Origin of the sequence: Coleofasciculus sp. F4-SAH-05, assembly GCF_040222985.1 — a bacterium.
Classification (GTDB): domain Bacteria; phylum Cyanobacteriota; class Cyanobacteriia; order Cyanobacteriales; family Coleofasciculaceae; genus Coleofasciculus; species Coleofasciculus chthonoplastes.
In genome coordinates this window covers 1-12,752 of sequence record NZ_JAVKBY010000154.1, presented here as the reverse complement: position 1 = coordinate 12,752, position 12,752 = coordinate 1, and the positions used below count along the sequence as shown (strand labels likewise).

Below are 12,752 nucleotides of genomic sequence, written 5' to 3'. Positions count from 1 at the left end.
TGTGCGGTAATAGGCATCTCGTTAACGTTTCATAAAAAGCCCTCAGCTATGCTCAACTACAACAACTACTTTTATTTTTGGTTTACGGAGGTTCACCGGAGGTGAGCAGAGTTCCTCATGGAACCTCCCCGGTGGACCGCAGAGCGAAAGCTGCGGTCTTTTTGTTTTTTAAGGAGTATCTGATGACAACCTACCTGAGTAACTGGTTTACCTTGTTTTACTTTTTTTGGTTCGGAAGCGGTTCCGGGTAGGTGATGCTGCGTTTAATTTTCTCAGAACCCGGAACCCACAAGGAACCGGGTTTTTTGTTGTTCACTCGTTGTTTAAAGGAATTAGTCTGATGTTGAATGCTACACTTGCCACTCAATCTGATCACCAAACCCTGGTTCATCTTTCGGATCGTATCACTTTCGGCGGTGAGGAACTGGTGATTATTGCCGGTCCTTGTACGGTTGAGAGTCGATCGCAGATGGAAACGGTGGCGACGCAACTGCAACGCGCCCCGGTTCAGGCGTTACGCGGCGGTGCTTTCAAACCCCGCACGTCTCCTTACTCGTTCCAAGGTTTAGGGGTAGAGGGATTACAGATATTATCCCAAGTGCGATCGCGTCATCAGATTCCCGTGGTGACGGAAGTCATGTCCATTACCCAAATCGAGTTAGTGGCTGCCTATGCTGATATGCTTCAGGTGGGCAGTCGTAATATGCAAAACTTTGATTTACTCAAAGCCTTGGGTCAAGTTGATCAACCGATTTTGCTGAAGCGGGGATTAGCGGCGACTATAGAAGAATTCGTCATGGCAGCCGAGTATATTCTTAGTCATGGGAATTCTCAGGTGGTGTTGTGCGAACGGGGGATTCGTAGTTTCGATACCTATACCCGGAATGTCTTAGACTTAGGAGCAGTTGTGGCACTCAAGCAGATGACCTCATTGCCTGTGATTGTAGATCCCTCCCATGCCACGGGTAAACGGGAATTAATTCCCGCCTTGGCGAAAGCGGCTGTCGCCGTGGGTGCGGATGGATTAATTATTGAGTGTCATCCAGAACCAGAAAAATCTGTATCTGATGCCCGTCAAGCCTTATCGTTAGACGATATGGTGCAGTTGGTTCACAGCTTACACCCTGTCGCCGCCGCCGTCGGGCGAAAAATCCCAGCCAGTTTAGCGGCTGTGTCAGCTTGAGGTTTAATTTTTGTGATCGCGTAAACCAAATAGGGTTCTATTTTTTAAGTTGATTTTTGCGAACGTCTCATCCCGGAATTAGTTCCGGGATGTTGTTGTTTTGTCGAATCAATTCGGTTGTCGCGGGTGGTTGAGTAGGATGATCCCACCTTGCTTAAGGTATTGCTACTCTTGGTTTACTTGACTGGCATATCTCCTAAAATTTCTGATCCAGACTAGAATGTAGTTTTGGCATCTCTAAAGATAACAATCAAATCCATCATCTTTCCACATCCCTACGGTGAATCTTCCCACCTACTTACAATTTTTCCAAATAGGTTAATAAATCAGCCATTTCCTGAGGACTCGGCTGGAACTTGGGCATCGGCGGGGTTTGACCACTAATCACCTGTTCAATCAGACCATTTGCGGATCTGTGTTTAGAAATATGCTGTAAGCTAGGTCCGACCTTGCCATCGGCGTGCATACCGTGACAATCCGCACAATTAATCTCAAAAATAGCTTGCCCTCGAACTGGATCACCGTTGAGAGACAAAACTTTCTGGATATAGGGATCTGAAACTTGCAGCACCTGAAATCCGAAGATGCCGATGCCGATCACGAACAGTAGGGCGATTACCACCATGGTAATCCGCCGAACTAGGACTTGAGGTTGGTCAAGCTGGTTCTCCAAGGGATCTCCTGCCAAGTTGAGAATTTTTGAACAAAGTTGAACTGGACTCACACTGCAACAGAGGTAGAGTTACCCAGGAGGATATTAGTGTAACAGATTAGAAAGAAGTATGTCGATTCATAAACATAGCTTAAAATTTATGGACTGAGTAAGCAAGCTGGAATCATGAATGTAGTGTAGCCAGCAGTAGGGAAGCGGTTGACGCCCAAATCTTACTAGTAGTGAGTAGCGATTGGGTCATCTCAGCTAGTAGGATGAGAAACAAGCAAAAAAACTTAGTATTTGGAGAACGATCATGGTTGAACCATTGCTGTCGGGAATTGTTCTAGGCTTAATCCCTGTTACCCTGGCTGGGTTATTTGTCGCGGCGTACCTACAATATAAGCGGGGGAACCAATTGGAATTGTAGAAATTGACATCCTCCCCACCCTGCTTACGCGCTCCGCTCGGGTGGGGATTCCCATCATCACTGACGGGATTTCCTGGCTCTACGAGTAACCTTACTTTTTGGAGTTTCCCCCTCCAAGTAGTGGGTCATCTCATCCCCAGGCGTTACTTTCCGAGCGCCCATCGGTAGTTGAGCTAAGCCCTGCAACGCTTTCATCAAAATATTAATCGCTGCATTCGTATCTCGGCAATCAACATACCCACGGCGGAGGACATTTATGGGTACGAGTGGACAAAGTTTTCTTAATTTCTTGCCCACAGTTGGAACAATCTTGGGATGTGTAATGAGGTGCAACAGCAATCACTGGCACGTCTGGAAGCTGGGGGAGATATTAGCTGTTCAGTTATTTCTGCTTTCTTGCACTAGGGATTGTAAAATACCCTCGATTGCAGCGAAGGGTCAAAACTTCCCCTGGAGGCGGTAAAACACTAAGGCGGTGTTGCCGTAGACTTTCTGGCGACAAATTTCCAGTGTAGAGACGCAGCTAGCTACGTCTGTAGAGTCATAATTTTCTTTTACCTTGCCAGCTTCCTCCTTCTCTTCTGCCTTGTGCCTTGTGCCTTGTGCCTTCAAAAGTTGCGGTGTCCAGTGGTTGGGTCCATATTCCACCGCTAATTCACCCTGATCAGCCAGGAGTTGATAATGCGCGATCGCGTCTAGAACCGGATTGTACAAATCACTGGCGTAGGGGGGATCAAAATAAATCCGGTCAAATTGCTGATCAGCTAGCGTTTTTAATCGTCCCACCACATCTCCTCGTATTACCTGAAAGGTTTGCTCCGGTTGAGCCACTTGCCGCCAATTTTGTTGCATAATGGAGCAGGCTTTGCCTTTTATGTCAATACCTACCACTAAAGATGCACCGCGACAGAGTGCTTCAGCCCCCATCGCGCCTGTACCTGCACAGAGATCCAGCCAACGACATTGTGCGATCGCACCTTGCCAGATGTTAAATACCGCCTCCCGTACCCGTGCTGGTGTCGGGCGGGTTTCTAGTCCTGGTAAAGTTTTTAGCTGTCGGTTGCCATAAATTCTCATGAATCATACCAAATCCGTTAACATCGGTTGTGTATACTATTAAGCTGATGTGCAGTTAAATGGAGTATTACCTGTTCCTCGTTCTCTGTTGCCTTTGAAAATACTATAAATTACTTATGCAATCTTACGAAATAGAAGCTCCTCCTTGGTGGGTACAACGCTGGATCGACCTACTCAACTCCTATCGCTTTAAAAAGCGTTTGGAACGCGCCCGCAAATACGCCAAGGAAGGCAATGTCCTCAGCATTGAATTTGAAGGTCCTCAGGTATTAGCACGGGTACAAGGAACAGAACCAGAACCCTATCAAGTTTCCCTATCGATTGATCCATTTACCGAAGAAGACTGGGGTTATGTAGTGGAAACGATGGCGCAAGAAGCTATTTATTCGGCTCAATTATTAGCTGGGGAAATGCCGGAAAATATTGAGCAAGTGTTCACCGCTAATGGGTTGAGCCTATTTCCCTTCACGCTTTCAGATATTCACTCAAAATGCAGTTGTCCTGATCCCCAGAACCCCTGTAAACATATTGGTGCAATTTACTATCAATTAGGCGATCGCTTTAGTGAAGATCCCTTTGTCTTATTCCAGTTACGAGGACGTACTAAAGCACAAATTCTGGATGATTTGCGTCATTTACGGAGTACGGGGAGTGTAGAACTAAAACATGATAAAAAAGCAGAGGTTGAGTCCCAATCCAGTCAATCCGCCGTTACATCCAGTCGATTAGAGAACCAGCAAAATGAGGGAGAAGCAGCCGTTGATACTCCAGTTAAACTTGAGCAATTTTGGCAATACGAAAAACCGCTTGATCCCTCTCTGGTTGTCATTACTCCTCCTCCAGACAATCGTACTGTATTGGATGTCTTAGGGACAATCCCCTTAGCAGCAGCTGATAGTCGTGTGATGCAATATTTTCGGGAAGTTTATCAACGGGTTAGTCAACATGCAATGATGTCCGCCCTGAATCGGAAAACCTAATATAAGAAGGCTCCAGGGCAGATAGATACACTTGTTTGGGTTCTAATCTGCAAGCCACAGCCTCGGCTATTTTTTAGCACGAACAGGTCATAGTAAGGCAGAGATCAAGTCTTATGTTGAAACCACATTTAACTATGACTTAAATCAAACGATAGAGCAGATTACACCTGCAACAGTTTCTTGTCAGGGTTCTATTCCTCAGGCAATGAGCGCTTTTCTAGAATCAACTGACTTTGAAGATGCCATTCGTAATGCTATTTTTATCGGCGGGGATAGTGATACGCTTGCTTGTATTACAGGTGGAATGGCTCAAGCCTTTTATGGCTGTGTCCCCCAGGCAATAGCTCAACAAACATTAACGATTCTTGATCAGCGTCTAGGCGCGATCGCCGATCAGTTTAGTTTAAAGTATTCAATTTCATAAATTGCACCAATCGCCAGCCAATCGGTTTTTGACTCCTCGTGCAATATCTGAATAGAACACCAGTTCAGTCGTCTCATCTTTAATCTATTCTTCTCGAAAAAATTACAACTACTTCAATGACTTCCCAGCGCGACGCTGATTGCAGCGTTTGCGTAAATTATCATAGAATATTAACTGTATTACTTGTTTTACATTGTCTTACAGCTTTGAGTGCCTTTCAGACTGCAACCTGAAAGAGAGAAACCACTCATCACCGACTGAGAGCAAGTTGCCATTGTGTAACAGCAAGTCAGAACCCTTACTCCTTGCTGAGTAGATTGTCACGCTTTGTAGGGGAGCATCTATCTGAACGATTTAAGATGAGAGATGATCATGCAGCAGTCAGATCAAGGCGGTAAGGGGGATCAATCCCCAGATGTGCTGTCACCCGAACAAGCGTGGAAACTTTTGACAGCCCTAGCGGGTAAAGAGCGCATGTTGCAGGATCGAGGCGCACAGAAGGTTGTACCCCTATTATGTGAATGGCTGGGATATCTGTCGTTAGGCATAGAGTTAGTCGGGCGATACTTAGCCAAACACCCCGATATGTCTTTAACTGATATGCTCAAACGGCTGGAAGCGCGACATCCTGATACAGCAAGCCAGCCGCCAAGCCAACCGACACTCCAATGGGGAATCAACACCATCTTGGAATGGATCTGGAGAGAACTCAATCCCCTAACCCAGCAGGTTGGTCAACTTTTGAGCTTATTTGCCCCAACCCTCTGGCGTTGGCAATGGTTAGACTATGCCAGTGATTTCTTGCATTGGAGACAGGCAGATCTCGACCAAGCCCAAACTCAACTGTATCAGTGGCGTTTAATTGAGTCAGTGGCAAATCGCCGGGGTTGCTACACAGTTGAGCCCTTAATTCGGGAGTTTTTTCGCAAAAAACTGGAGACATTGGATGCACCCACCGTCTTTGTATCTCACCCTCCTTTTCCGTTCCCACCCCAGGCGTCGTCCAAGCCGATTTCCCAGCCACCTCAACCGGATACTCACTCTTCTTTGCCAAAGCAAATTTCCCATGACGATTCAGCCCCGCAGACGCCACCTCCTAGAGAATGGTCTTCATTTCTCTCTCCTTATCCTGACGTCCCTGGGTCTGGTGAAGATTGCTTGATTGAGCAGCACCTCTATTTTCCGATTACGAATTCCACCTGTTCGTGTCAACGAGACAACTCTCACATTGCTCATTCAGGAGTTTCCCAAAAAAGCAAGAATAAAGCACCACCCTTAAGAAAACTTCAGGCTAATGACTTCAGGCAGGCTTTTACCGCTATTCTTATCGAACTGGTTCAGCAAATTCCTGATTGTCCTACCCCAGAGCAGATAACGTTTTTGGATGAGATCCTGCCTCACATTCAAGAAATAGCCCACACCCTAGAATCAGCCGTAAGGGATGAAGATTTACTCTGCTTATTTGACAGTTTGGGCAAATTCTATAAAGGTCAAGGATTAACGGATTTACTTTGGCTATTTGATCGCTTAGGTAGATTTTATCAGCATCAGGGAGTGGGCAATCAGGCAGAATCCTGGTTTCGGCGGTGCGTATCTATCGCCCAAGCTGCTTTTGGTGAGGAACATCTTGATGTTGCCACTAGCTTGAATAATTTGGCAGGACTCTACTATACTCAAGGTCGCTACAGTGAAGCTGAACCCCTTTATTTGCAAGCCTTAGAGGTGAGAAAATATCTGTTAGGTAATCATCATCTTGATGTTGCCACCAGCTTGAATAATCTGGCAGGACTTTACTATGCTCAAGGTCGCTACAGTGAAGCTGAACCCCTTTATCTGCAAGTTTTAGAGGTGAGAAAACGTCTTTTAGGCAATTGTCATCTTAATGTTGCCAGTAGCCTCAACAATTTGGGATTATTGTACTATGCTCAAGGTCACTACAGTAAAGCTGAACCCCTTTACTTGCAAGCCTTAGAGATGAGAAAGTCTCTCTTAGGCAATTGCCATCCGGCTGTGGCGACTAGCATTAACAATTTAGCCGGACTCTACAATTCTCAAAAACGCTACAGAGATGCAGAATCGCTATTAGTTCAGGCATTAAGTTTGAGTGAACAGCACTTAGGACGCGAGCATCCTAATACGGCTATTTTTCGCAAAAATTTATCCATTCTCCGCACTTATAAGAAGACTAATCGTAGCTGGTGGCAGTGGTTATGGCAGGTGATTCAACCTCAACCCTGATACTGGAGATCATCGGGTACGGCATTGCCGTACCCCTACCATAGCTGAGGGATAATTGATTGGGTAGGGACACGATACTATCGTGTCCTGATATAGCAGTAGATACATCGATTAGGACTTTCGGCACCATTGTAGAGACGTTGCCTGCAACGTCTAGCTATGGCGGTTGCTATATATAGCTCCCTCAGCCATTAAACCGCAGACACTTTTAAGCTACTCGGTTCTCCCAGTTTTCCTTCTAAAACCACACCCCGTTGATTAGTGTGGAGATGGCGCAGAATTTTATAAATGGCTTCTATTTGGTCAGTCGCTCCCGCTTTCTGGGCTAACTGTGATAAAGACATCGATTCTCCTTGATCTTGCAACACCTGAATGACCCGTTTCTGTAAATCCAAAATTGCAGAGGCGGCTTTTTTCCCGGCTTCTACTCCAGGTTGATGGTAAGCGTTGATATTTACCAGGGAGGCGTACAATCCTACAGCCCGATCATATAAAGCAATCAGCGCTCCAACCGTGCGAGGATTAACGTGGGGAATTGTTACGGTAATCGAATCTCGTTGATTGTCATACAAGGCTTTTCGGGTTCCCTGTAATAAACCGGATAAATAGTCACCGGACGTTACCCCGGCTTCTACCTCTGGGGAGTGTCCCTCGCGATCGCGCAACACTTCAATAAAGGTGACAAAGAAATTGGGAACCCCTTCGCGCAACTGCTGTACGTAGGCATGTTGATCGGTTGTGCCTTTATTGCCGTAAACGGCGATTCCCTGATGTACAGTATTACCATCGAGGTCTTTTTCCTTACCCAAGGATTCCATAACTAACTGCTGGAGGTATCGAGAAAATAGCAGCAGGCTATCTTTGTAAGGTAAAACCACCATATCTTTTTCACCCTGACCATTCCCCGAAAAATACCAGGAAAGTGCCAGCAACGCCGCCGGGTTTTCTTGGAGATTGTGGACACGGGTGACACTATCCATTTCCTTGGCACCTGCCAGCATCTGGCGGATATCAATTCCTTGCAGTGCGGCGGGTAACAGTCCCACGGCTGACATTTCTGACGTGCGTCCTCCTACCCAGTCATACATAGGAAACGTCGCCAGCCACCCTTCGGATTTCGCCAGTTGCTCTAAATTACTATCTTCACCCGTAATCGCCACGGTATGGGCAGCAAAGTCTAATTTCTGGGATTCGTAAGCTTTTTTTGCCTCAATCATGCCATTGCGGGTTTCCGGCGTTCCTCCAGACTTAGAAATTACCAAGACGAGTGTGTTAGCCAGACGATCTTGCAGTTTAGCAATAGTGGCATCAATCCCTGCCGGATCAGTGTTATCTATAAAATGAATCGCCAAGGGCGGGACGTTAGGGGCAAGGGCATCAGCGACAAACTCAGGACCTAATGCTGAACCGCCAATGCCAATGGAAAGAATATCAGTGAATCTAGATGAACCTGGGGGATGGATATCACCACTATGGACTTTAGCAGTAAAGGATTCAATTTTCTCTAACGTGGTGAGGATATCTTGGCGCAGTTCGGGAGTTGGCGCTATGTCAGGATCTCGTAACCAATAGTGACCCACCATCCGATTTTCATCAGGATTAGCGATCGCGCCCCCCTCCAATGCCTCCATATCCTGAAATGCCTTCTCAAACTTAGGTCGCATCGCCTCGACAAAGGCATGATCAAATCGCATACGGCTGACGTCGAGGTAAAAGTCTAACCCTTGGTGGTAATAGAGCCAGTCCTGATAGCGTTGCCAGAGTGCAGGGGCGTCCATAAGTAGCTTCTCAAATTTCTGTTTTTTCCAATCACAAGTTTATGTTGTCCGGGGATCAGTTGTCAGTTTTCCTTTTCCAGTCGCTTAGTCTTATCAGCCTTCCCCAGCTTCCAGACGTGCCATGGCACGTCTCTACATTGGCTCCCCCAGCTCCCCCAGCTCCCTCTGCTCCCCCAGCCTTCTGCCCTGGAGCCTTCTCATATATACGGCTTGGGCAACACGCGCAAAAACTTGACGATGTGACCTGTCACTTCAATCCCTACCATATAGTTGTCGATGGTAAATCGGTAAAAAATAGCATCTGAGCCGATGGGGTGAAGCCCTGGCAAGTCGTGAATGCTGCTGAGATTCATGAACTTTTCAAAAACCATGTCATAGACCTGCTGATAAGCAGCCGACTCTAGATTTTTGAGATCTTGTAGGAAAGACCGCGCATAGCGTACTTCTAGACTCACAGGATATACCCCGATTCCCCAGGAATCATTCTAATCTTTCTGCAAAGATTTTAGGGCAGATTTAGCAGTCGCAGCGCCTCTTCACGGGTCATCGCATCTCCGGGTCGAATTGTTCGCATGGATTCTTGCATGGCACAGAGCATATACAAGTCATAATAGAACGGTTGCAGAACTTTCCAGGCGTCTGCCAAGCTTTCATCAGGGAGTTGATCCACTAAATCAGGTAACTGTTGGGTTAAGCGTTGCAATCGACCTCTGAGTAAATTCATCAGCAAAGAATACTCCAGGGGAACTTCAGTTTACAGATAACCTGCTGTTGATTTCGTCTCGTATAGCAATCGCCATAGCGGTTAGAACGCATAATTGGTTAGAGACGTTGCATGCAACGCCTCTACATAGTATGGGGGCAGAGGGACTTGAACCCTCACGACCTTTTACGGTCAACGGATTTTCATTCTCACTGTAGCTTTCGCTACTGCTTTAACCTGTAGCTTTCGCTACTGCTTTAACCTGCATCTGAGAATTGGACTCTCTCTTTACCCTCGGCTTCACGTTAGGGTAGCTCCCGTCGAGTCTCTGCACCTTCCGATACCTGTTGATCCTTCGCTTCGCTTTAGGACAGGTTTTGAGTGAGTTGGGTTGAACTCATCACTCTTATCGGCTTGGCTCAGGATTGCCTTATCTGTATTTGTTTTCAGACGTAGGTTTCCCTGAATTTGAGAGCATCCACTTGACAGATTTCTCCATCAAGGCTCAATTTACTTAAGTCCGTAGCGTCTACCATTCCGCCACGCCCCCTTTCGGGTTGTGCTTCGGTATTGAAGTCTACCTCAAAACCTCCGCATTTGTCTATTTGAACATTAAATGGGGCAGATTGGCAACTAGAAAATTTGAGGAACCTGGACAAGGTAAGATAGTAGGGGCGATAGAATAGTCTTAGGATAGCCTAGCGTCGGGCTATTCAACTCTTGATTCTCCGATCGCCTGTATTCTGTAGACGAGTTGTCGCTATAACGACCATCATGATTGTTGCATTACTCTATCTCGCTTTAGGGGGACTCTACCTAGTCGTCGTTCCCTTGGTCACATACTTTTACCTCAAACAGCGCTGGTACGTCGCTAGCTCCTTTGAGCGTAGCTTTATGTACTTTCTCGTCTTTTTCTTCTTCCCCGGATTGTTACTGTTCAGCCCATTCCTGAACTTCCGCCCCAAGAAGCGTCAGATCCAAGCTTAATCACCAATGCGACGAATTGATGCGATCGGAATTGCCATCGGCGTGTTTGCGGCTGGTGGTATTATGTATCTCCTCTTACAGGTTGCTGGTTTGGACGAGGTAAAAGCCGGGATTTGGAGTCAAGCCCTCTTAGTCGGCGGTTTGCTTGGCTGGGTATTCACCTATCTGTTCCGAGTGGGTACTCACAAGATGACCTATAACCAGCAACTGAAAGAGTACGAGGATGCTGTCTTGCAAAAGCGCCTCGAAGAGATGACCCCAGAAGAACTTGCTCAGTTACAAGCTGAATTGGAACAAGAGTCTGAATAAATCAACCGTGATGAATTGGAACTCCCTGTTCCCTGTTCCCTGTTCCCTGTTCCCTGTTCCCTAACCGATGACCAAAATTTCCCAGTGCTTCGAGACTCTACGCCAACGCTCTGAATGCGCCTTTATTCCTTTTATCACAGCAGGTGACCCGGATTTAGTCACCACGGCTCAAGCTTTGCGAGTCCTTGACAAATCAGGGGCGGATATGATAGAGCTAGGCGTGCCTTATTCCGATCCCTTGGCTGATGGTCCGACGATTCAAGCGGCGGCGACACGAGCATTGAAACGGGGGGTACGATTGGATGATGTTCTGGCGATCGCGCAGGAAGTAACCCCCGATCTAAACGCACCAATTATTCTATTTACCTATTACAACCCCATTCTCAACCGAGGGATTGAAGTCTTTTTAAAACAGATTGCTGCCGCCGGGATAGCGGGGTTAGTCGTGCCGGATTTACCCTTAGAGGAAGCAGAATCGCTGATCCAGCCTGCGACTGAAATTGGCATCGAAGTGGTTTTGTTAGTTGCACCCACAAGTCGGAAAGCTAGAATTGACGCGATCGCGAAAAAATCCCAGGGCTTCATTTACCTCGTCAGTGTTACAGGTGTCACCGGGATGAGAAGCCAAGTCGCATCCAGTGTCCCCAATTTACTTGAAGAAATGCGGGCGGTAACGGACAAACCCATCGGAGTCGGTTTCGGTATCTCCCAACCCGAACAAGCCCGACAGGTGAAACAGTGGGGTGCAGATGCAGTAATTGTGGGAAGTGCTTTCGTTAAGCGTTTAGCTGAAGGAACCCCGACTGAAGGATTGAAAGCGATTGAGGAGTTTTGTCAATCTCTCAAGTCAGCGATTAAGTAGATGGACACAATCTAAAGTTAAAGGTGGTGATCGTCATTTGTCATTTGTCCTTGGTCATTTGTAATCGAACAGCGATTAACCATTAAGTACCTGGATATAAATTATGTACCCTTTACTAAGAAATGTTTTGAAGCCTCCAATAACTTTAATGAAAGTCTGACTATTTATGGTTAACCTTCCCACTCAAACTGACCCCCCCCTTTCACCTCGGCAAACCTTACCCACGATGTATGATTTACCGAGTGACAACCCGGAGGAACCTGGATTGCCAGACGAGTTTCATTTTTTACAACCCTTATTGTTATTTCTTACCTTTCAACCGGCTAACTGGAATCCAGAGTTGGTATTTTCGGCTTGTGACTTGAATCTTTACTATGATGTGAATCATCCTCAATGGTACAAACGCCCCGATTGGTTTGGGGTAGTGGGAATACCTCGGTTGTATGAAGGGCGAGATTTACGCTTAAGTTATGTGGTGTGGCAAGAAGTAATCAATCCTTATGTAGTGGTGGAATTATTGTCTCCCGGTACACAAGAGGAAGATTTGGGTCAAACGGTGCAAACACCTGGAAATCCACCGACAAAATGGCAGGTTTATGAACAGATTTTGCGGATTCCGTACTCGATTGTTTTTAGTCGCTATACCAATGAACTTCAGGCGTTTCATTTAGTCGGGGGTCATTACGAACCAATGAACATGATTGATAATCGCTTATTGATGCCGGAGTTAGGGTTAAGTTTAGGGTTATGGCAGGGAAGTTTTCGAGGAATTAACCGTTTGTGGTTGCGGTGGATGACGCTTGAGGGAGAGTTGATTTTAACGCCGGAAGAAGAGGCAGTCGAGGCGCAGGAAAGGGCAGTTGCGGAACGGGAAAGGGCAGAACGATTAGCAGCACGATTGCGCGAGTTAGGGATTGAACCTGATGATGTCGAGTAAGTGCGATCGCTGTTTTCAGTTCACTACATCTTAATTTGCGGTAGTGGTAAATTGAACAGACCCTAACTAATTACAAGTAATCTAGTTAGGGATTCTTTCCCTGCTGTTACCACTGGGAACCGCTGTTCTCGGTGGGTATCAGGAACTTTTGCCTTTATACCCCTCCAAGCCATTTCTACTAAGGAGCTAAGA

Annotated in this window: 15 protein-coding genes; 9 read left to right on the top strand and 6 right to left on the bottom strand. The window is 46.5% G+C overall.

Annotated features, from left to right (window positions below):
• The first annotated feature begins 340 nt into the window (after positions 1-340).
• Positions 341-1,183, top strand: a complete 843-nt coding sequence (gene aroF / locus RIG27_RS18590; RefSeq protein WP_446347574.1) for a 3-deoxy-7-phosphoheptulonate synthase — start codon at positions 341-343, stop codon at positions 1,181-1,183.
• A gap of 298 nt (positions 1,184-1,481) precedes the next feature.
• On the opposite strand, the gene RIG27_RS18585 is transcribed toward aroF, so the two are convergent.
• A complete protein-coding gene (locus RIG27_RS18585; protein ID WP_446346691.1) occupies positions 1,482-1,856 on the bottom strand; it encodes a c-type cytochrome in 375 nt (124 codons plus the stop codon).
• 295 nt (positions 1,857-2,151) lie between these two features.
• Here RIG27_RS18585 and petG point away from each other — a divergent pair, with 295 nt between their 5' ends.
• Positions 2,152-2,265 carry a cytochrome b6-f complex subunit V gene (gene petG / locus RIG27_RS18580; protein ID WP_006106132.1) on the top strand — a complete coding sequence of 38 codons (114 nt, stop codon included), beginning with the start codon at positions 2,152-2,154 and terminating at the stop codon, positions 2,263-2,265.
• A gap of 229 nt (positions 2,266-2,494) precedes the next feature.
• On the opposite strand, the gene RIG27_RS18575 is transcribed toward petG, so the two are convergent.
• Both RIG27_RS18575 and rsmD read right to left on the bottom strand, forming a co-directional pair.
• Positions 2,495-2,608 carry a zinc ribbon domain-containing protein gene (locus tag RIG27_RS18575; RefSeq protein ID WP_446347571.1) on the bottom strand — a complete coding sequence of 38 codons (114 nt, stop codon included), beginning with the start codon at positions 2,606-2,608 and terminating at the stop codon, positions 2,495-2,497.
• A gap of 95 nt (positions 2,609-2,703) precedes the next feature.
• The gene (gene rsmD / locus RIG27_RS18570) at positions 2,704-3,342 is read right to left on the bottom strand and encodes a 16S rRNA (guanine(966)-N(2))-methyltransferase RsmD (RefSeq protein ID WP_446346684.1); all 639 of its coding nucleotides are present in this window, start codon (positions 3,340-3,342) and stop codon (positions 2,704-2,706) included.
• A 116-nt stretch (positions 3,343-3,458) separates the two neighbouring features.
• Between rsmD and RIG27_RS18565 the strand changes: the two genes are divergently transcribed.
• The 3 genes from RIG27_RS18565 to RIG27_RS18555 all read left to right on the top strand — a co-directional run bounded on the left by RIG27_RS18565 (position 3,459) and on the right by RIG27_RS18555 (position 6,984).
• Positions 3,459-4,322, top strand: a complete 864-nt coding sequence (locus RIG27_RS18565; RefSeq protein ID WP_446347569.1) for an SWIM zinc finger family protein — start codon at positions 3,459-3,461, stop codon at positions 4,320-4,322.
• Positions 4,323-4,425: 103 nt separating this feature from the next.
• A complete protein-coding gene (locus RIG27_RS18560) occupies positions 4,426-4,746 on the top strand; it encodes an ADP-ribosylglycohydrolase family protein (RefSeq protein ID WP_446347634.1) in 321 nt (106 codons plus the stop codon).
• Positions 4,747-5,118: 372 nt separating this feature from the next.
• Entirely contained in the window at positions 5,119-6,984 is a 1,866-nt protein-coding gene (locus RIG27_RS18555; protein WP_446347567.1) for a tetratricopeptide repeat protein, read from the top strand.
• Between the two features lie 191 nt (positions 6,985-7,175).
• On the opposite strand, the gene RIG27_RS18550 is transcribed toward RIG27_RS18555, so the two are convergent.
• The 3 genes from RIG27_RS18550 to RIG27_RS18540 all read right to left on the bottom strand — a co-directional run bounded on the left by RIG27_RS18550 (position 7,176) and on the right by RIG27_RS18540 (position 9,486).
• The gene (locus RIG27_RS18550; RefSeq protein WP_446347565.1) at positions 7,176-8,762 is read right to left on the bottom strand and encodes a glucose-6-phosphate isomerase; all 1,587 of its coding nucleotides are present in this window, start codon (positions 8,760-8,762) and stop codon (positions 7,176-7,178) included.
• A 197-nt stretch (positions 8,763-8,959) separates the two neighbouring features.
• A complete protein-coding gene (locus RIG27_RS18545; protein WP_446347563.1) occupies positions 8,960-9,217 on the bottom strand; it encodes a cytotoxic translational repressor of toxin-antitoxin stability system in 258 nt (85 codons plus the stop codon).
• 50 nt (positions 9,218-9,267) lie between these two features.
• Positions 9,268-9,486 (bottom strand): hypothetical protein, encoded by a 219-nt coding sequence (locus tag RIG27_RS18540; RefSeq protein ID WP_446347561.1) that lies wholly within the window; start codon positions 9,484-9,486, stop codon positions 9,268-9,270.
• Positions 9,487-10,239: 753 nt separating this feature from the next.
• On the opposite strand from RIG27_RS18540, the gene ndhL reads away from it, so the two are divergent.
• The 4 genes from ndhL (at position 10,240) to RIG27_RS18520 (ending at position 12,560) form a co-directional block, all read left to right on the top strand.
• Complete coding sequence (ndhL, locus tag RIG27_RS18535; RefSeq protein ID WP_446339716.1) at positions 10,240-10,452, top strand: NAD(P)H-quinone oxidoreductase subunit L; 213 nt, start codon at positions 10,240-10,242, stop codon at positions 10,450-10,452.
• Positions 10,453-10,458: 6 nt separating this feature from the next.
• Positions 10,459-10,761 (top strand): DUF3007 family protein, encoded by a 303-nt coding sequence (locus tag RIG27_RS18530; protein ID WP_446346672.1) that lies wholly within the window; start codon positions 10,459-10,461, stop codon positions 10,759-10,761.
• 67 nt (positions 10,762-10,828) lie between these two features.
• Positions 10,829-11,623, top strand: coding sequence for a tryptophan synthase subunit alpha (gene trpA / locus RIG27_RS18525; protein ID WP_446346670.1), 795 nt, complete (start codon positions 10,829-10,831; stop codon positions 11,621-11,623).
• A 166-nt stretch (positions 11,624-11,789) separates the two neighbouring features.
• Positions 11,790-12,560: a Uma2 family endonuclease gene (locus tag RIG27_RS18520; RefSeq protein WP_446347559.1), complete on the top strand. Its 771-nt coding sequence runs from the start codon at positions 11,790-11,792 to the stop codon at positions 12,558-12,560.
• The last annotated feature ends 192 nt before the right edge of the window (positions 12,561-12,752 follow it).